Raw genomic sequence first — 17594 nt, 5'->3', positions numbered from 1 at the left:
ATGACCGTCCAGATCCGCAGCTCCATCCGTTTCCTGCTCAACCATCGCCAGGTCGAACTCTCTGCCGTCTCGGCGGTTCAGACATTGCTCGATTTTCTGCGGCTTGACCGCAATCTGCGCGGCACCAAGGAAGGCTGCGCCGAAGGCGATTGCGGCGCCTGCACCGTGCTGGTCGGACGCCTGCTGGATGGCCAGCTGAAATACGAAAGCGTCAATGCCTGCATCCGTTTCGTCGGCTCGCTTGATGGCTGCCATATCGTGACGGTGGATTCGCTCGCCGTGCCGGGCGGTCCGCTGCATCCGGTGCAGCAGGCGATGGTCGATACCCATGCCTCGCAATGCGGTTTCTGCACGCCAGGTTTCGTGATGTCGCTCTATGGGCTCTGGATGGAAAACCCGAAGCCGTCGGTGGCGGAGATCGAAAAGGCGCTGCAGGGCAATCTCTGTCGCTGCACCGGCTATGCCGCCATCCTGCGTGCCGCCGAGGCGGTCTCGGTGATCGGTGACCTCGACCGTGATCCGCTGGTTGCGGAACGCGCTAAGATTGTCGAGAAGTTGGAAGCGCTGAAGGACGGCAAGCGCGTCGAGATCGGCGAAGGCTCCGAGCGTTTCCTGCTGCCGGCTTCGGTCGATGATCTCGCCGAAATCTATGAGGCGGAGCCGAAAGCCCGCATCGTCGCCGGTTCCACCGATGTCGGCCTGTGGGTGACGAAGTTCATGCGCGATATCGCGCCGGTCGTGCATCTCAGTCATCTTGACGAGTTACGCCGCATTGCCGTCGATGAGGCCGGCATCACCTTTGGCGCCGGTGTCAGCTACACCGAATCCTTTCCGCTGATCGCAAAACATTTCCCTCAGCTCATCGAGTTGTGGAACCGAATCGGCGGCCAGCAGGTGCGCAACATGGGTACGATCGGCGGCAACATCGCCAACGGCTCGCCGATCGGCGACACGCCGCCGGCGCTGATTGCGCTCGGTGCGTCCGTCGTGCTGCGCAAGGGCAAGGTCAGCCGTACTGTGCCGCTCGAAAGCTTCTTCATCGAATATGGCAAGCAGGACCGCCAACCTGGTGAATTTGTTGAGGCCGTGCGCATTCCATTCCTGAACGAAAACGCCCTTTACGCTGTCTACAAGATCACCAAGCGGCTGGACGAGGATATTTCCGCCGTCTGTGGCGCCTTCCGCATCACCCTTGATGCGGGCGACAAGATTGCCAGCGCGGTGATCGCCTATGGCGGCATAGCCGGAACACCGAAGCGGGCTGACAATGCCGAGGCGGTGTTGACCGGAGCGGATTGGACGGAAGCCACCGTCGAGGCCGCCATGGCGGCACTCGGCAAGGATTACACGCCGCTCACCGACTGGCGGGCATCTGCTGATTACCGGCTGCTGGTGGCACAGAACCTCTTGCGCCGCTTCTATCTGGAAACGCAGGGCGATGAGCCGGTGCGGCTTGACCGCAAGCAGGCTGTGTGAGGAGAAGACCATGAACGTCATGCAGCCCATCAATCGCATCCGCGGCGGTGTCCACGAAAACGAACGCCACGAATCCGGCCACAAGCATGTGACGGGAACCGCTGAATATATCGACGATATTCCCGAACCCGCGGGCACCCTGCACGCCTATCTCGGCCTGTCGCAGCGCGCCCATGCGCAGATCCTGTCGATCGATTTTGATGCCGTCAAATCCGCGCCCGGCGTGATCGGTGTGCTGACGGCAGACGATATTCCCGGCGAGAACGACGTCAGCCCGGCACACAAGCATGATGACCCGGTCTTTGCGACCGGCAAGGTCGAATTCCACGGCCAGCCGATCTTTGCCGTGATCGCCGAAACCCGCGATGCTGCCCGCCGCGCTGCCGCCAAGGTCAAGATCGAGTATCAGGACCTGCCGCATGTCACCGACGTGCTCGAAGCGGCCGCTGCCAATTATCCGCTGGTCATCGATCCCCTGAAGCTGGAGCGCGGCGATATCTCCGCCGGATTTGCCAAGGCAAAGAACATTCTCGAAGGCGAGATGCGCATCGGCGGGCAGGATCATTTCTATCTCGAAGGCCATATCTCCTTCGCCATCCCCGGCGAAGACGACGAAATTTTGCTCTATTCCTCGACCCAGCATCCGAGTGAAACTCAGCACATGGTCGGCCAGGTGCTGGGCGTCGCGTCCAATGCCGTGACCATCAATGTGCGGCGCATGGGCGGCGCTTTCGGCGGCAAGGAAACACAGGCAAACCTGTTTGCGGCGGTCGCAGCGCTCGCGGCGAAGAAGTACCGCTGCGCCGTCAAAATCCGCCCGGACCGCGATGACGACATGAGCGCGACCGGCAAGCGCCATGATTTTCATGTCGGCTACAAGGTCGGTTACGACGACGACGGCCGCATCGAAGCGGTCGATGCGACCTTCTCGGCCCGTTGTGGCTTCTCGGCCGATCTCTCCGGCCCGGTTACCGACCGCGCGCTGTTTCACGCCGATAACTGCTATTTCTATCCAAATGTCCGGCTGCGGTCGCGGCCGTTGAAGACCAATACCGTTTCGAACACCGCGTTTCGCGGTTTCGGTGGCCCGCAGGGCATGGTCGGTGGCGAGCGGATGATCGAGGATGTCGCCTATGCGCTGGGCAAGGACCCGCTTGAAATCCGCAAACTGAATTTCTACGGCGGCGAGGGGCGCAACCTGACGCCCTATCACCAGACCGTCGAAGACAACATCATCGGCCGTATCATCGAGGAACTCGAAACCTCCTGCGATTACGCGGCACGGCGCGAGGCGGTTCTGGCTTTCAACCGCAAGAGCAGCATCATCAAGCGCGGTATCGCGCTGACGCCGGTCAAGTTCGGCATCTCTTTCACCAAGACGGAGTATAACCAGGCCGGCGCGCTGGTGCATGTCTATGCCGATGGGTCGATCCATCTCAACCACGGCGGCACGGAGATGGGGCAGGGGCTCTATACCAAGGTGGCGCAGGTGGTGGCCGACGAATTCCAGGTCGATCTGGACCGGATCAAGGTAACGGCAACGACGACCGGCAAGGTGCCGAACACCTCGGCGACGGCCGCGTCCTCCGGATCCGACCTCAACGGCATGGCCGCCGCCAATGCCGCCCAGCAGATCAAGGCGCGGCTGGTCACCTTTGCGGCCGAGCGCTGGAATGTCAGCGAAAACGATGTCGCGTTCGAGCCGAACACGGTCCGCGTTGGCGCCGAGCGTATTGCCTTTTCAGAGTTCATCAAGATCGCCTATGGATCCCGTATCCAGCTTTCGGCGGCGGGCTTTTACAAGACGCCGAAAATTCACTGGAACCGCTCCGAAGGCCGGGGGCGTCCGTTCTTCTACTATGCCTATGGTGCCTCCTGCTCCGAGGTCAGCGTCGATACGCTGACCGGCGAATATCAGGTCGACCGTGTCGATGTGCTGCACGATGCCGGCAAGTCGCTCAATCCGATCCTCGATATCGGCCAGGTCGAGGGTGCCTTCGTGCAGGGCATGGGCTGGCTGACGACCGAGGAACTGTGGTGGGATGGCAAGGGGCGGCTCAGAACCCATGCACCATCTACCTACAAGATCCCGCTCGCCTCCGACCGGCCACGGATCTTCAACGTCAAGCTCGCCGAATGGTCCGTCAACCGCGAAGAGACGATCCGCCGTTCCAAGGCGGTCGGCGAACCACCGTTCATGCTGCCGATCTCGGTTTTGGAGGCAATCTCGATGGCGGCGGCGAGCGTTGCGGAGTATCGTATTTCACCGCGCATCGATGCGCCGGCGACGCCGGAGCGGGTTTTGCTCGGCATCGAGCGGCTGCGCCGCGCGGCAAGAAACGGGTGATTGGACATGGCCGCCAAGCGCGAAGACATCAGGGATTTCCTGCGCCGCGAGCCGGGCTGCGTGTTCGTCGAAGTGACGGGTGCCGCCGGTTCGACGCCGCGTGATACCGATGCCTGGATGCTGGTGGCGGCCGAAGGCCTGTTCGGGACCATTGGCGGCGGTCAGTTGGAATATATGGCCATTGACCATGCGCGCCGCAGCCTGCGGCAGGGCGTGCCTGCCGAAGAGATGAACGTTCCGCTCGGCCCGGAAATCGGCCAGTGCTGCGGCGGCCGTGTCGGGCTTTCCTTCACGCAGATGAGCCCCGAACTTTCCACATTCCTCATTGCGCGCAGCGATCGCGAGATGGCCGCCCGGCCTCACGTCTATGTGTTTGGCGCCGGTCATGTCGGCGATGCACTGGCGATGGCCTTGTCGCTGGTGCCCTTGCGTATCGTGCTTGTCGATACCCGCGAGGACGAACTGGCTGCTTCGACGGTTCCCGGTATCGAAACCTGCCTGACGGCGATGCCGGAGGCGGTGGTGCGCGACGCTCCGGCCGGAAGCTCTTTTGTTATCCTCACCCATGACCATGCATTGGATTTCCTGATCACCGCGGAAGCTTTGCGCCGCAGTGATGCGGCCTATGTCGGCATGATCGGTTCGAAGACCAAGCGCGCGACCTTCAAGAACTGGCTCTCCCGCGAGGTTGGGCGGCCGGAACTGTTCGACCGCCTGATCTGCCCGATCGGCGGCACGGCGGTGAAAGACAAGCGACCGGCGGTGATCGCTGCGTTGGCGGCAGCGGAGATCATGACAGTTGCTTTAAATTACGATCGGGTCGGCACTGCTCACCTGCGGCGGGACATTGGCGCGCCAGCGAGAAGCGCGTTGCGCTGACCGCTCATATCCACGGATTGTGGCACCGCACGCCCAGCGGTTCGAAATGTGCCGTATTGCGGGTAACGACATCCAGACCATGGAGAAGCGCGATCGCTGCGATCATCGCGTCTGGAGACGGACGTTTGTCGGCGGTCGGGAGCTTGCCGGCAATCGAGGCTGCATCGGCATCGAAGGGCAATATCCGGCCATGGAAGCGAGGAAGCACGATGGCCCTGAACCATTGGTCGAGTTCTGCCGCAAAGACTGTGTCGCGATTTTGCTCTCGCGAGATGCCAAACTCGATTTCCATGATCGTTATTGCCGGGAGAAATGCTGTGCTGGCATCGAAATCGGCAAAGAATACGCGGAATTCTTCCGTCTGACGCTCCGGCCGCCGTGCGGCCGAAACCACATTTGTGTCAAGGAGTAGAGGCATCAGAAGGTGACGTCACGTCCGGAGAAGTCGACGCGCTCCGGCTCAAAATCCTTGTCTGAGCCGGGTGAGGGATCGGCCAGAGCTTCGAGTAAGCTCATCGGTTTTTTCCAGCTTCGCTGAAAGTCGTCATAATTAACAAGCACATAGCTCGCTTCGCCATGCTCGGTGATGACAAGCGGGCCTTCGTTGGCGGCTTTTTTTGCCTTGCTGGGGTTCTGGTTGAAGTCTGCACTGGTCATGAGGGCATAGGACATCGACACCTCCATCTAGTATATTTATAACAATATATACTATTTTCTCCGGCAGATTCAATCTGGACCGCCTCTCGCCGTCTATTCCAGCATCTTGCCGATCATCCGCTGACAGCGTTCGGCCATGAAATCGATCATCAGGCGAACCTTTGGGTCCTGGAAGCGCTTGTGTGGATAGATCGCGGCGAGCTGGACGCTGGCGGGTGGGGTATCTTTGAGGATCTCCACCAGCGAGCCTTCGTTGAGATAGCTCTTTACCTCGAACAGCGGCTTGTTGATGATGCCGCGGCCTTCAAGCGCCCACTGGGTCAGGACATCGCCGTCGTCGGAATCGTAGGGGCCGCCGATTTCCAGTTTGCGGGTGCCGTCCGGCGTCTGCAGCGTCCAGTAATATTCCTTCGAGCCCGGATAGCGTAAAAGCAGACAGTCGTGCTTGTCGTCGATCAGTGCATCCGGCGTTTCCGGCGTGCCGCGTTTTGCAAGGTATCCGGGGGCAGCGCAGACCACGCGCTGACAGTTGAGGATGCCGCGCATGCGCAGGTTGGAATCCTCCAGCACGCCGAGCTTGAAGGCGACATCGACGCCTTCGCTCAAGATATCGACATTGTGGTCGGAGAGACGCAAACGCACCTCGATATCCGGATACTTGTCATGGAATTCCGGAATGCCCGACGCGATCAGGCGCCGGCCAATGCCGAGTGGGGCTGTGATCCGGAGCGACCCCTTCGGGTTGTGCGAGAGATCGGCGATAGCGCTTTCGGCTTCGTTGACCGCCTCGATGATCTTGACCGCGCCCTGATAGAACACCCGGCCATGTTCCGTCGGTGAGAGCTTGCGCGTGGTGCGGTTGCACAGGCGCACGCCAAGGTGCCGTTCCAGCTCCTTGATGCGATTGCTGGCGACGGCAGGGGTCACCCGCTGGTCGCGGCCGGCGGAGGAGAGGGTACCGAGTTCAACGACCCGGACAAAGACGCGCACGTTATCGAGATAGGACATGGATTTCTTCTACCACATTGAAAATCGAACGGCATCGGGGGCGATCTTATAGTTTTTTTTGAAAGTGTTGGGGATTAACCGGCATTTCAGCGAAGATCGCGCGATGGCAGAAAGCTCCCAAATAGGGAGGCCCATATGTATGAATACGCCATCGCCTGGGACTGGCTGACCTTCGCCGTCCGCTGGCTCCACGTCATCACCGCCATCGCCTGGATCGGCTCGTCGTTCTATTTCGTCGCGCTCGACCTTGGCCTGCGCAAGCGTCCGGACCTTCCGGCAGGCGCCTATGGCGAGGAGTGGCAGGTGCATGGCGGCGGCTTCTACCATATCCAGAAATATCTCGTGGCGCCTGCCAACATGCCGGAACACCTGATCTGGTTCAAATGGGAGAGCTATGTCACCTGGCTTTCCGGCTTCGGCATGCTGTGTCTGGTTTATTATGCCGGTGCGGATCTCTACCTGATCGATCCGAACGTGCTGGATGTTTCCAAGCCCGTCGCCATCGGTATCTCGCTCGCCTCGCTTGCCTTCGGCTGGATCATCTACGACCTGCTCTGCAAGTCGCCCTTCGGCAAGGACAACACCCGGCTGATGGTGGCGCTCTACTTCATCCTGGTCGCCGTTGCCTGGGGGTATACGCAGCTGTTTACTGGCCGCGCCGCTTTCCTGCATCTCGGTGCCTTCACGGCGACGATCATGTCGGCCAACGTGTTCTTCATCATCATGCCGAACCAGCGCATCGTCGTCGCCGACCTCATCGCCGGTCGCACGCCGGATGCGAAATACGGCCGGATCGCCAAGCAGCGCTCGACGCACAACAACTATCTGACGCTGCCTGTCCTGTTCCTGATGCTGTCGAACCACTATCCGCTGGCCTTCGGCACGCAGTTCAACTGGATCATCGCCTCGCTGGTGTTCCTGATGGGTGTCACCATCCGGCACTATTTCAATACCCGCCACGCCAACACCGGCAACCCGACTTGGACATGGCTTGCCACCGTGCTGCTCTTCATCGTCATCATGTGGCTTTCGACTGTGCCAAAGATCCTGACCGGCGCGCCGGAGCAGGTCTCGGCCGCGCAGCAGCCATTCGTGACGGCGCAAGGCTTTCCGAAGGTGCGCGATACGATCCTCGGGCGCTGCGCCATGTGCCACGCGCAGGAACCAGGCTGGGAAGGCATGATCAAGCCGCCCAAGGGCGTGGTGCTGGAAACCGATGCCGAGATCGCCGCCCATGCGCGGGAAATCTACCTGCAGGCCGGTCGCAGCCACGCGATGCCGCCCGCCAATGTGACGGCCGTGACCGACGACGAGCGCAAGCTTCTGGTCGCCTGGTACGAGACAGTTGTGAACGGAGGAAAAACCCAATGAGCGAACTCCTGATCCGTGGACGGGTGCTGACTTTTATCGACGAGCCCCAGGGGATCGATGATACGGCATCCTATCTGACCGTGGACGATGGCGCGGTGCTGGTGCGCAACGGAAAGATCGCCGCCATCGGCGATTATGCCGACATCAGCAAGACTGCCGGTCCCGGCGTCGCGGTGGCCGATCACCGGCCGCACCTGATCCTGCCCGGGCTGATCGACACGCATCTGCATTTCCCCCAGACCCAGGCGATCGCGTCTTATGGCGCCCAGCTGCTGGAATGGTTGAACACCTATATTTTCGTCGAGGAACAGAAATTCGCCGAACTGGAGCACGCGGCCTTTATCGCCGGGCGTTTCATGGACGAACTGCTGTCGAACGGTACGACAACGGCGGCTGCCTACTGCTCGGTGCATCCGCAGAGTGTGGACGCCTATTTCACGGCGGCCGAACAGCGCGGCATGCTGATGGTCGGCGGCAAGGTGATGATGGACCGCAATGCGCCGGATGCATTGCGCGATACGCCGCAAAAAGGCTATGACGAGACCAAGGGGCTGATCGGCAAATGGCATGGCCGTGGACGGGCGCATTATGCGATCAGCCCGCGCTTTGCCATCACCTCGACACCGGAGCAGATGGAAATGAGCCAGGCGCTGGTGGCCGAACACCGCGATTGCTACGTGCAGACGCATCTGTCGGAAAACCGGGACGAGATCGCCTTTGCCACCTCGCTCTATCCTGATGCCAAGGATTATACCGACATCTATGCCCGCTACGATCTTCTGACGGACAAGACGCTGCTGGGGCATTGCATCTATCTCAGCGACCGGGAGATTTCGGTTCTGGCGGAAACCGGCGCGGTCGGCGTGTTCTGCCCGACCTCGAACCTCTTCCTCGGTTCCGGCCTGTTCGACCGCGACCGGTTCGACAGACTGGGTGCGCGATGGTCGGTTGCGACCGATGTCGGCGCCGGCACCAGCTTCTCGATGCTGGAGACGATGGATGAGGCTTATAAGGTCTTGCATCTGCAGGGCCAGCGCCTGTCGCCGCTCAATTCCTTCTACCGCATGACGCTCGGCAATGCCCGGGCGCTCGGACTTCAGGACCGCATCGGCTCGCTGCATGTGGGCGCCGACGCCGATATCGTCGTGCTGGACTCGAGCGGCAAATCGGCAATGGACCTGCGCATGCGCACGGCAAAATCGCTGACCGACGAATTGTTCATCCTGCAGACGATGGGTGATGACCGCTGTGTCGCCGAAGTCTATGTGGCGGGCAAGGCGATGAAGAAGCGTAAGACTGGTGCTTCGGTGCGGACGCTGGAGACGGCGTAAGGCGGTTACTCCCGCCTTGAGGGGGAGGGGCGTTCTCTCTTCTCCCCAGCGGGGAGAAGTGTCGAGCGGATGCGAGACGATGAGGGGGCGTTTCGGCCAACACGGAGTTCGCGGCCCCTCATCCGGCCCTGCGGGCCACCTTCTCCCCGCTGGGGAGAAGAGGGAGTGCGCGGTAACTTCCATGCCCTATAGCCACGCCCGGAAGAATCCGCCGTGGTTTTGTCTGATGCTTACTTGGCCGGGACGCTGGAAAGTGCCGCAGGGTAATTAAGTTCATATGACGCCTTCCGGCGCCCCGTTCGATGTCTTTTGCCGCGCTTCTCAGGTTCTTCTGCGCTTTCCTCTCTGACTGGAAAGCCTCCAATGCCCCAGCCCGGCCGCTTATCCGCCAAGCCTTCCGATCCGGCGGGGTTTGGCCCTGGACCGTCCAAGACGGTGTGACCATCCGGCACGCCCGGTTCATTTGCGAACCGGAGGAGAACCACCTTTCACGCAGCCCCGGGGATTTGCGGGGATGATTTTTCTATCAACGGCCGGAAAAGCCGGGGCCATCGCATCGGGACGTCCCCGTTATCAGTGATAAAATCGCCGCTCCTTTCCAAATTTGCGTCCATCGTACGTAAGAAAGATCGGATTCAATCTTTGTTGGTAATTTTCCGTTAGGAATTGAATTCAGTGGGGCGGGTGCCGCCTGTTTCTTGTTTTGCGTACGGGGTCTCATGCGTTTTTCGGCTGTTCCAGCGATCCTTCTTGCCGGCCTTCTTGTGGCGGGCTGCACATCGAGTTCCGGGCCGGAAAGCCTGGTGAGCGGACTGCCGTCGAAGGAGACGACCAGTTCCGTCGTTGCGGCGCCCGTGCCTGCGGCCGATGTCGGCGCTGTGATTGCGCAGGCTGAAAGCCATCCCGAGCAACTGGCCTGGGCAGGGCAGGTGCCGCAGTCGCAGGCGTTTGAATCTATGTCGACCCAAGGCATGGCGGTTCCGGCTGAGCGGCCGGTGGCGATGATCATGCCGGATGATCCGGTGACCAGCACCAAGCGGACCCGCCGCGGGCAAATCTACAGCCATCAGTTCCGCGACGCGCATCCGATCAATTTCGGCAAGGCTTCGCCGCGCAAGCTCGCCGTACACGGCGTCGATGTATCGCGCTGGCAAGCAAACATGGACTGGGCGAAACTACGCACGCAAGGCGCCAACTTCGCTTATATCAAGGCCACCGATGGCGGCGATCACCTTGACCCGATGTTCAAGACGAACTGGAAGCGGGCGAAGGATGCCGGGCTGAAGCGCGGCGCGTATCACTTCTTCTACTGGTGCCGGACGGCCGGCGAACAGGCCGACTGGTTCATCCGCAACGTGCCGCGCGATCCCGACGCGCTGCCGCCGGTCATCGATGTCGAATATAACGGCGAATCGAGCTGCAAATTCCGCCTGTCGCGGGCCAAGACGCTTGAGAAGATGCAGGTGTTCATGGACAAGCTTGAGCGCCATTACGGCAAGCGCCCGGTCATCTACACTGCCCCTGATTTCTACCGTGACAACCTGGCGGGCGAATTCAAGAACTATCCGTTCTGGCTGCGCTCGGTGGCGGCACATCCATCGCAGGTCTATCCGGGCCGCAAATGGGTGTTCTGGCAGTATTCGGGTTCGGGCCTTTCGCACGGCGTCGAGGGCCGGATCGATCTCAACGTATTCCGTGGCAGCGAAGCCGATTGGCATGATTGGGTGGCGCGGAACTGACCTGGTGCCGGTGGCCGGGCTGCGGATCGCAACGGGCCATCGGCAGCCCCGGTCAACATCGTGGCATCAAGGCCAGTTCCGGTGGCTGGACTCCAGCGCGTTCGATTGTTAGAAACAACCCATATGCTTCGCAGAAGCCTGGCACGGACGACCCTGCCGCGATCCTATAGTTGGGGACGGCCCCTTGTGAGGTTCACAAGTCTTGTTGCCGAAATCTTCCCCTAGCCTGATCCACAGCCCTTATCTGAAACTGGCCATCGCCTGGCTGGTTGTCATCCTGTTTCTCTGGAAGGGCTCCTCCTGGCTTTCCCAGCCGATGACGGTTTCAACGGCGATTGCCTGTTTCGCCGCTCTGTTCGGAACGATCCTGCTCGGCTCGTTCGGTGTCGTGCGCGAGGCCGACCATCTGGCGCATCAACTGGGTGAGCCCTATGGAACGCTGATCCTGACGCTTTCGATCGTGTCGATCGAGGTCATTCTCATCGCCGCCGTCATGCTTGGCCCGAGCGAAGCGCCGACCATCGCGCGGGATTCGATCTTCGCCGTGATGATGATCATCATGAACCTGGTCACCGGCCTCTGCCTGATTGCCGGTGCATGGCGTCATGGCGAGCAGGAATATAACGCGCAGGGTGCCTTGGCCTTCATGTCGATGACGCTGGTGCTTGCGGGTGTGGCGCTCATTCTGCCCAACACGCTGACGACCGGCAACGGCACGTTCTGGCCCGCGCAGGCGATTGCGATCGCGTTGCTGACCGCAGCGCTCTATGCTGCGTTCCTGGCTCTGCAGATGGGGCGGTACAAGATCCATTTCATGCAGCCGCCTGCGGGCGAGATGTCCATCCGCCGGGAAACGGTGAAGGCGCCTGGCGCGGCGGCAACCGCGCAGTCCGGCTCGAACGGGCGCAAGCTGCTGGGGCACACCGTTATTCTGATCGCTCTGATGATCCCGATCGTCCTTCTGGCGCACGATCTTGCCGTCGTTATCGACTATGGCGTCGCCACCGCCGGTGCGCCGGTGGCTGTCGGCGGCGTGCTGATCGCGATCATCGTCTTCACGCCCGAATCGATCACCGCCGTGAAAGCGGCGCTCAACAACGAAACGCAGCGGGCGATCAATCTATGCCTCGGGGCTTTCGTTTCGACGGTCGGTCTTACTGTTCCGGCTGTGCTCACAGTGGGGCTGGTGACCGGAAAAACGGTGGTCTTCGGGATCTCTCCGACGGAAACGGTGCTGTTCGCATTGACTGTGGGCTTGACGGCCATGACCTATCTCGGACGCCGGACCTCGATCACGCAAGGGCTGCTGCATCTGATGGTGTTCGCGGTATTTACCCTGATGCTGTTCACCAGTTGATATCCGATGGCCTGCGGCGGGTTGCAATCACCGCGGGATATGTCTATCAGACCCCTGCGCAGGACGACCTGCGCCTCGACCATTCCGGGGACGGCCCCGCATCTCATTCGTGAGAGCAGGAGCCGCCCGTGAAAATCCTTTCCTTCGCTTTCATCATTCAGTCCCGCGATCCCATCGCGCGTGTCCTTGCGCCTGTTCGCCGGCGTGCGGACCTGCGCGTGGCCGCGACCTCTTTTCAAGGATAATCGATGGCCGGTCCTATTGAACAATTCGAAATCAAGCCGCTTCTGGAACTGACCGCGGGCGATATCGATCTCAGCTTCACCAATTCCTCCGCCTACATGGTCCTGACGGTCGTGCTTGCCTCCGGCCTGCTTCTGATCGGCACGGCAAGGCGCAGCCTCGTGCCCGGCCGCTGGCAATCGGTGTCGGAACTGCTGTACGAATTCGTCGGTAAAACCCTGCGCGAGAATGCCGGGAAAGACGGCATGCGGTTCTTCCCGCTGGTGTTTTCGCTGTTCATGTTCATTCTTTTCGCCAACCTGATCGGCATGTTTCCCTTCGCCTTCACGGTCACCAGCCACATCATCGTCACCTTCGCGCTGGCGATGATCGTGTTTGGCACGGTGACCATCTACGGCCTGGTGAAACACGGATTCGGCTTTTTCCGGCTGTTCATGCCGGCCGGGATTCCGATGGTACTGGCGCCGATCATCATCCCCATCGAGGTGATTTCCTACATGTCGCGGCCGATCAGCCATTCCGTGCGCCTGTTTGCGGTGATGCTGGCCGGACATATCACCCTGAAGGTGTTTGCGGGTTTCGTGGCCTCGATGACCGAACTGGGAACGCTTGGGATTATCGGCGCCGTGCTGCCGCTGATAATGACCGTTGCCCTGACGGCGCTGGAAATGCTGATGTCGGTCATCCAGGCCTATGTGTTTACGATGCTGACCTGTATGTATCTGAACGACGCCTTGCATCCCGGACATTGATGCCGGGGCGCATTTCTGTCCGTTCATACCTCCATGCTGCTACCGAGCGTCGGCAGAGAAACGGACACCCGGACACCGGGGGCGTTGTCGTCCAACGTCAATATGCCCGAATGCAGATCGGCAATGGCGCGCACAAGGCTGAGGCCGAGCCCGCTTCCTTTGGTGGTACGGCTCTTGTCCAGACGATAAAGGCGCCGGAAGACCTTTTCGCGTTCTGCGGCAGGAATTCCGGGGCCGTTATCGGCGATGATCACCGTTATGCAAGCGGCTTCGACAACCAGCGAGACCTGGATCTCCGAGCCTTTTGGGCAATGAGTAATGGAATTTTCAATCAGGTTGACGAACATCTGGGTCAGCAATTCGCGGTCACCGGCGACAATGCCGGGTGCATCCTGCAGGACCGAAACCTGAAGGACATGACCGTTGTCCTCGGCGACGCCCGTATAGATCTCGGCGAGCGAGGCAAGCAGGCCGGCAAGGTTCACCGGTTGAAAGCGGGTTCTGCGGGCGCCTGCCTCAATCTGTGAAATTCGCAGCAGCGCTTCGAACGTCGCATTGATCTGGCCGCTTTCGGTCCGCGCATCGGCGATGAGGGTCTGGACCCTCTTGCCGTCCTTGCCGGCCGCCTCTTCCAGAATCATGGCAAGCCGGTTGAGCGGGGTCTTGAGCTCATGGGCAATATCCGCGCTCACCTGGCGCACCCCTTCCACCAGGCTAGAGAGCCGGTCAAGCGCATGATTGATCTGGGTGGAGACGCGATCGATGTCGTCTCCGTTTCCCTTCAAGGGTATGCGGGAGGCAAGCTGCCCCTCGGAAACATGCATCATCGTGCGGGCAACTGCATCCAGCCGCCGTTGCGCCCGCACCGCAAGAAAAGCGCCGCCGCCGATGGCGATGAGGATGACGAGCCCTGACACCCAGCCAAGGCTGATCAGAAGGATTTGCGCCAGGCGTTCCGTCTCCGCAAAGCTCTGGCCGACCACGAGCCGATTTTCGCCGACGATGCCCACCTGAACACGATACAAATCAAAGTTCGGCAGGCCGAGCGTGGCGGCCTGCACGCTCAATAATCCAAGCGGCAGCGCGGGCGCGGCGAAATTGCCGGCGAGGCGCTTGCCATCAGCGCCTTCGAGCGAGAAGACGCGATGTTCGGTGGAGCGCAGGCTGGAATAGGTATTGATCGCTGCGATCAGATCCTCGACGTCGTTTTGCGCATAGGTCGAGGCGACGACGGAATAAGCCTCCTTGACGGATTCGTCGAGCTGCCGCGCGAGCGCCCTGTCCAGCAATTGATACGTGGTCATTCCCGCTATCAGGAAGGCGATGATGAAGAGAAAGCCGAATGTCAGCGCGAGGCGGAACGGCGTGCTGCGGAGGAGACTAGCGCGATGCATGCAAGCTGTAACCGGTGTTACGCACGGTATGCAGGAGCTGGACGGTAAAGGGTTTGTCGATCTTGCCGCGCAGCCGGCTGATATGGGTTTCCACCACACTTGTTTTCGGGTCGAAATGAAAATCCCAGACCCGTTCGAGCAGCATGGTTCGGGTCAGAACGCGGCCCTCTGCCCGCATCAGGACTTCGAGCAGGGTGAATTCACGCGGCTGCAAGTCGATCGCTACCCCGGCTCGCGTGGTTTGCCGGCGGATGAGATCCAGCTCCAGATCGGCAACCTGCAACACGGTCTTCTGTTCCTGAACGGGCGGCCGCCGGGCTAGCGCATTGGCTCTGGCAAGCAACTCGGAAAAGGCAAACGGCTTCACCAGATAGTCGTCGCCGCCGGCCTCCAGCCCATCGACCCGGTCGTCAACGCCGCCGATCGCGGTGAGAAACAGGGCCGGTGTGCTGACGCGCGCTGCGCGGAGCGCCTTGACCAGGGAGAGACCATCAAGTCCCGGCAGCATCCGGTCGATGACCGCCACGTCATAGGATTCGCGCGTTGCCTGGAACAGGCCGTCACGGCCATCATGCACCACGTCGCACAGATGGCCTGCCTCGGCAAAACCCTTTGCGACATAGTCCGCGGTCCGTCTGTCGTCCTCGACCAGCAGTATGCGCATAGGGTCCGTCTGCTCCGCGTGATGACCAAGGCTCGTTAGCGTGGAAGGCCGAAGCTCCATTCCAAAGGCCGGCATGCAGCAAAGGTACCTGATTTTTCGAAGAATTCCATCGCGGTGGCCCAACCTTACGAAAGCGTATTGTTTCGGCAAGACCGTGGTATGAGCCCGTCGCTAGTGTTCCGGCCATGGCACCAAGGCTGCCAGCAACCCTACCGCCAAACAAAGGACATCCCGATGAAAACTCTTGCCGCTGCACTTTTTCTCACCACCTCTGCAGTGCTTGGAACTGTCTCCGCGACAATACCCGCCCATGCGGCAGTCCCTTGCGAAGATATGCTCAAGGACATGCGCGCGACCAAGGCGACGGCGAAACTTGCCGATGCCGACATGAAAAAGGTCGATGCGCTGGAAGCCAAGGCGGTGGAGCGCTGCAATGCAGACGATGACACGCGCTCGGATGCCTTCCTCACCGACGCCATGAAGATAATGGGCAAGTGAAAACCGGATTGGAGTTGCCATGACCCACCCAACCTTGTCCCCCAGCGAACGCGTCAACCGCGTTCCACGGGTGACCATCGAATTCTGGCTGATCAAGCTGATGGCCGTGACCATGGGCGAGACGGCGGCCGACTATCTTGCCGTGAACCTCGGGCTTGGGCTTACCGTCACCTCGGTGATCATGACCGCAATCCTTGCTGTCGCCATTGGCCTCCAGTTTTCCAGGAAGCGCTACGTGCCCTGGGTCTACTGGACGGCCGTCGTGCTGATCAGCGTCGTCGGGACGCTGGTGACGGACAATCTCGTCGACAATTTCGGCGTACCGCTCGAAGTCACGACGGTGATCTTCACCATTGCGCTGATCGCTGTGTTCGCGCTTTGGCAGCTTAGCGAGCATACGCTATCGATCCACACGATCTCCACCGACCGCCGGGAGATCTTTTACTGGTTCGCCATTCTGTTCACCTTCGCCCTCGGCACGGCAGCGGGCGATCTGATCGCGGAAGTGCTGGCCTTCGGATATTTTATCACGGCGCTGCTGTTTGCAGGCGTCATCGGTATCATCTCCGCCGCTTATTTCACGGGCAGAATGAACGGCATCCTCGCCTTCTGGCTTGCCTATATCTTCACCCGGCCGCTCGGCGCATCGTTGGGCGACCTGCTGTCACAGCCGGTGGAATATGGCGGGCTCGGTTTTGGCACGATCTATACCAGCCTGCTGTTCCTCGGCGCGATTGTGGCCATCGTCATCTACATGACGGCGACGGAGCAGGCCGCAGAGTTTGCCGAACCGGCTGCGGAGGGCAGCGCCGATCCGCTTTAAAGGCGGCCGGATATCGCAGCGCCGGTGCAAGGCCCTATAAACGGGGTGTTGCGCCGGCGTTTGCTTATCCTTTCAGCGTCCGTCGCGCCGCCCGCCCATCGCCTGCGTCACGCCGTTGGCTGCGGCCGTGACCACCGGGCCAAGTGCTGCCAGCGTCTCGTCCGGCAGCCTGACGGCCGGGCCTGACACCGAGATGCCGGCGATCGCCTCGCCATATTCGTTGAAGATCGGAGCGGCGAGGCAGCGCATGCCGAGCGTGTGTTCCTCGTCGTCGATTGACCAGCCGCGCGCGCGGATGGTTTCGATATCGGTGAGAAGCTTCGGCAGGGTGTCGCGGGTCTTTCCGGTAAACCGCGTCAGCGGGCGCGGCGAGATGAGGCGCTCGATGTCGGCGTTTGGCCAGGTCGAGAGGATGGCCTTGCCGATGCCGGACGCATGAATGGGGCCACGGCGGCCGGGGCGGAAGAAGGCGCGCATCGGCGCGTGGCTTTCGACCTGCGAGATGAAGACGACATCGCCGCCGTCCTCGATGCCGATATTGGCGGTTTCCCCCGAAAGCTCCATCAGGTTTTTCAAGAAAGGACGGCTGATCGTGCCGAGCTTGCGGAAACGCATGAAGGCGTTGCCGATCTCGAAGGCTTTCAGCCCGATCGTCCAGGCGCCGGTCTCGGCATCGTGGGTGACCATGCCGTGATTGGCAAGCGAGGTGAGCAGACGATGAACGGTCGAGGGCGCCATGCCGGACTGATCGGACAGCTCCGTCAGTGCCGCGCCATCGGCGCTGGCGACGAGATCGAGCAGTTTCAAACTGCGGTCGAGCACCTGCACGGAGGAGGGAACGGCATTTTCGCTGGCCTTGCGGCCGGGTTTGGCGCGCAGTTGATCCTGGTTGGGTTGCTTGTCGGCCATGTCGGCTCCGGTTTGTCTGGTCGTCCATGACATAGTGCATCGTTGCCGAAAGCGGAACGGGTGCTTCCGTATCTTCTTCTTCTCCCCCACGGGGAGAAGTGCCCAGCGCATGCGAGGCGATGAGGGGGCAGTTCGGCAAGTTCCTG

The 17594-nt window shown here is 60.9% G+C and carries 16 protein-coding genes; 10 read left to right on the top strand and 6 right to left on the bottom strand.

What is annotated here, in order from left to right; genetic code table 11:
* Genes xdhA through xdhC form a run of 3 tightly spaced genes read left to right on the top strand, consistent with a single transcriptional unit; the run spans window position 1 to window position 4702 of the window.
* Window positions 1–1476, top strand: a complete 1476-nt coding sequence (xdhA, locus tag ACSQ3J_RS21115) for a xanthine dehydrogenase small subunit (RefSeq protein WP_436040104.1) — start codon at window positions 1–3, stop codon at window positions 1474–1476.
* A 10-nt stretch (window positions 1477–1486) separates the two neighbouring features.
* Window positions 1487–3823: a xanthine dehydrogenase molybdopterin binding subunit gene (gene xdhB, locus ACSQ3J_RS21110; RefSeq protein WP_436040103.1), complete on the top strand. Its 2337-nt coding sequence runs from the start codon at window positions 1487–1489 to the stop codon at window positions 3821–3823.
* Window positions 3824–3829: 6 nt separating this feature from the next.
* Window positions 3830–4702 (top strand): xanthine dehydrogenase accessory protein XdhC, encoded by an 873-nt coding sequence (xdhC, locus tag ACSQ3J_RS21105; RefSeq protein WP_436040101.1) that lies wholly within the window; start codon window positions 3830–3832, stop codon window positions 4700–4702.
* A gap of 4 nt (window positions 4703–4706) precedes the next feature.
* Here xdhC and ACSQ3J_RS21100 read toward each other — a convergent pair whose 3' ends face one another.
* The 3 genes from ACSQ3J_RS21100 to ACSQ3J_RS21090 form a co-directional block, all read right to left on the bottom strand.
* The gene (locus tag ACSQ3J_RS21100; RefSeq protein ID WP_060506870.1) at window positions 4707–5120 is read right to left on the bottom strand and encodes a type II toxin-antitoxin system VapC family toxin; all 414 of its coding nucleotides are present in this window, start codon (window positions 5118–5120) and stop codon (window positions 4707–4709) included.
* Window positions 5120–5374 (bottom strand): type II toxin-antitoxin system Phd/YefM family antitoxin, encoded by a 255-nt coding sequence (locus ACSQ3J_RS21095; RefSeq protein ID WP_060507021.1) that lies wholly within the window; start codon window positions 5372–5374, stop codon window positions 5120–5122. Before ACSQ3J_RS21095 ends, ACSQ3J_RS21100 begins: the two co-directional genes overlap by 1 nt.
* Before the next feature lie 78 nt (window positions 5375–5452).
* Complete coding sequence (locus ACSQ3J_RS21090) at window positions 5453–6367, bottom strand: LysR family transcriptional regulator (RefSeq protein ID WP_436040100.1); 915 nt, start codon at window positions 6365–6367, stop codon at window positions 5453–5455.
* Between the two features lie 135 nt (window positions 6368–6502).
* Here ACSQ3J_RS21090 and ACSQ3J_RS21085 point away from each other — a divergent pair, with 135 nt between their 5' ends.
* From ACSQ3J_RS21085 to ACSQ3J_RS21065, 5 genes are all read left to right on the top strand, one after another.
* Window positions 6503–7738: a urate hydroxylase PuuD gene (locus ACSQ3J_RS21085; RefSeq protein ID WP_060506868.1), complete on the top strand. Its 1236-nt coding sequence runs from the start codon at window positions 6503–6505 to the stop codon at window positions 7736–7738.
* Window positions 7735–9069, top strand: coding sequence for a guanine deaminase (guaD, locus tag ACSQ3J_RS21080; protein ID WP_060506867.1), 1335 nt, complete (start codon window positions 7735–7737; stop codon window positions 9067–9069). Before ACSQ3J_RS21085 ends, guaD begins: the two co-directional genes overlap by 4 nt.
* Window positions 9070–9788: 719 nt before the next feature.
* Window positions 9789–10808 carry a glycoside hydrolase family 25 protein gene (locus ACSQ3J_RS21075; protein WP_060506866.1) on the top strand — a complete coding sequence of 340 codons (1020 nt, stop codon included), beginning with the start codon at window positions 9789–9791 and terminating at the stop codon, window positions 10806–10808.
* Between the two features lie 205 nt (window positions 10809–11013).
* Window positions 11014–12165 carry a calcium:proton antiporter gene (locus ACSQ3J_RS21070; protein ID WP_244482401.1) on the top strand — a complete coding sequence of 384 codons (1152 nt, stop codon included), beginning with the start codon at window positions 11014–11016 and terminating at the stop codon, window positions 12163–12165.
* Between the two features lie 248 nt (window positions 12166–12413).
* Window positions 12414–13160 carry a F0F1 ATP synthase subunit A gene (locus tag ACSQ3J_RS21065; RefSeq protein ID WP_436040097.1) on the top strand — a complete coding sequence of 249 codons (747 nt, stop codon included), beginning with the start codon at window positions 12414–12416 and terminating at the stop codon, window positions 13158–13160.
* A gap of 23 nt (window positions 13161–13183) precedes the next feature.
* Here ACSQ3J_RS21065 and ACSQ3J_RS21060 read toward each other — a convergent pair whose 3' ends face one another.
* Together ACSQ3J_RS21060 and ACSQ3J_RS21055 are read right to left on the bottom strand one after the other, a co-directional pair.
* The gene (locus ACSQ3J_RS21060) at window positions 13184–14554 is read right to left on the bottom strand and encodes an ATP-binding protein (RefSeq protein ID WP_436040096.1); all 1371 of its coding nucleotides are present in this window, start codon (window positions 14552–14554) and stop codon (window positions 13184–13186) included.
* Window positions 14541–15218, bottom strand: coding sequence for a winged helix-turn-helix domain-containing protein (locus ACSQ3J_RS21055; protein ID WP_436040094.1), 678 nt, complete (start codon window positions 15216–15218; stop codon window positions 14541–14543). The genes ACSQ3J_RS21060 and ACSQ3J_RS21055 overlap by 14 nt, the downstream gene beginning before the upstream one ends.
* 234 nt (window positions 15219–15452) lie before the next feature.
* Between ACSQ3J_RS21055 and ACSQ3J_RS21050 the strand changes: the two genes are divergently transcribed.
* Window positions 15453–15716 carry a hypothetical protein gene (locus ACSQ3J_RS21050; protein WP_436040093.1) on the top strand — a complete coding sequence of 88 codons (264 nt, stop codon included), beginning with the start codon at window positions 15453–15455 and terminating at the stop codon, window positions 15714–15716.
* 19 nt (window positions 15717–15735) lie between these two features.
* Window positions 15736–16539: a COG4705 family protein gene (locus ACSQ3J_RS21045; protein ID WP_436040091.1), complete on the top strand. Its 804-nt coding sequence runs from the start codon at window positions 15736–15738 to the stop codon at window positions 16537–16539.
* Between the two features lie 72 nt (window positions 16540–16611).
* Here the strand turns inward: ACSQ3J_RS21045 and ACSQ3J_RS21040 are convergent, their stop codons facing one another.
* Window positions 16612–17448, bottom strand: a complete 837-nt coding sequence (locus tag ACSQ3J_RS21040; protein ID WP_436040089.1) for an IclR family transcriptional regulator — start codon at window positions 17446–17448, stop codon at window positions 16612–16614.
* Window positions 17449–17594: the final 146 nt, after the last annotated feature.

The organism is Rhizobium sp. LjRoot98 (assembly GCF_964252935.1).
In the GTDB taxonomy this organism is placed as follows: Bacteria; Pseudomonadota; Alphaproteobacteria; order Rhizobiales; family Rhizobiaceae; genus Pararhizobium.
This window is presented reverse-complemented; position numbering and strand designations above follow the sequence as displayed.

Bases quoted from the DNA above. Each gene is read 5' to 3' on its own strand.
- ACSQ3J_RS21095 (WP_060507021.1), bottom strand. From the start codon at position 5,374: ATGTCCTATGCCCTCATGACCAGTGCAGACTTCAACCAGAACCCCAGC.
- ACSQ3J_RS21075 (WP_060506866.1), top strand. From the start codon at position 9,789: ATGCGTTTTTCGGCTGTTCCAGCGATCCTTCTTGCCGGCCTTCTTGTG.
- xdhA (WP_436040104.1), top strand. From the start codon at position 1: ATGACCGTCCAGATCCGCAGCTCCATCCGTTTCCTGCTCAACCATCGC.
- ACSQ3J_RS21085 (WP_060506868.1), top strand. From the start codon at position 6,503: ATGTATGAATACGCCATCGCCTGGGACTGGCTGACCTTCGCCGTCCGC.
- ACSQ3J_RS21100 (WP_060506870.1), bottom strand. From the start codon at position 5,120: ATGCCTCTACTCCTTGACACAAATGTGGTTTCGGCCGCACGGCGGCCG.
- guaD (WP_060506867.1), top strand. From the start codon at position 7,735: ATGAGCGAACTCCTGATCCGTGGACGGGTGCTGACTTTTATCGACGAG.
- ACSQ3J_RS21045 (WP_436040091.1), top strand. From the start codon at position 15,736: ATGACCCACCCAACCTTGTCCCCCAGCGAACGCGTCAACCGCGTTCCA.
- ACSQ3J_RS21090 (WP_436040100.1), bottom strand. From the start codon at position 6,367: ATGTCCTATCTCGATAACGTGCGCGTCTTTGTCCGGGTCGTTGAACTC.
- xdhC (WP_436040101.1), top strand. From the start codon at position 3,830: ATGGCCGCCAAGCGCGAAGACATCAGGGATTTCCTGCGCCGCGAGCCG.
- xdhB (WP_436040103.1), top strand. From the start codon at position 1,487: ATGAACGTCATGCAGCCCATCAATCGCATCCGCGGCGGTGTCCACGAA.
- ACSQ3J_RS21040 (WP_436040089.1), bottom strand. From the start codon at position 17,448: ATGGCCGACAAGCAACCCAACCAGGATCAACTGCGCGCCAAACCCGGC.
- ACSQ3J_RS21065 (WP_436040097.1), top strand. From the start codon at position 12,414: ATGGCCGGTCCTATTGAACAATTCGAAATCAAGCCGCTTCTGGAACTG.
- ACSQ3J_RS21055 (WP_436040094.1), bottom strand. From the start codon at position 15,218: ATGCGCATACTGCTGGTCGAGGACGACAGACGGACCGCGGACTATGTC.
- ACSQ3J_RS21050 (WP_436040093.1), top strand. From the start codon at position 15,453: ATGAAAACTCTTGCCGCTGCACTTTTTCTCACCACCTCTGCAGTGCTT.
- ACSQ3J_RS21060 (WP_436040096.1), bottom strand. From the start codon at position 14,554: ATGCATCGCGCTAGTCTCCTCCGCAGCACGCCGTTCCGCCTCGCGCTG.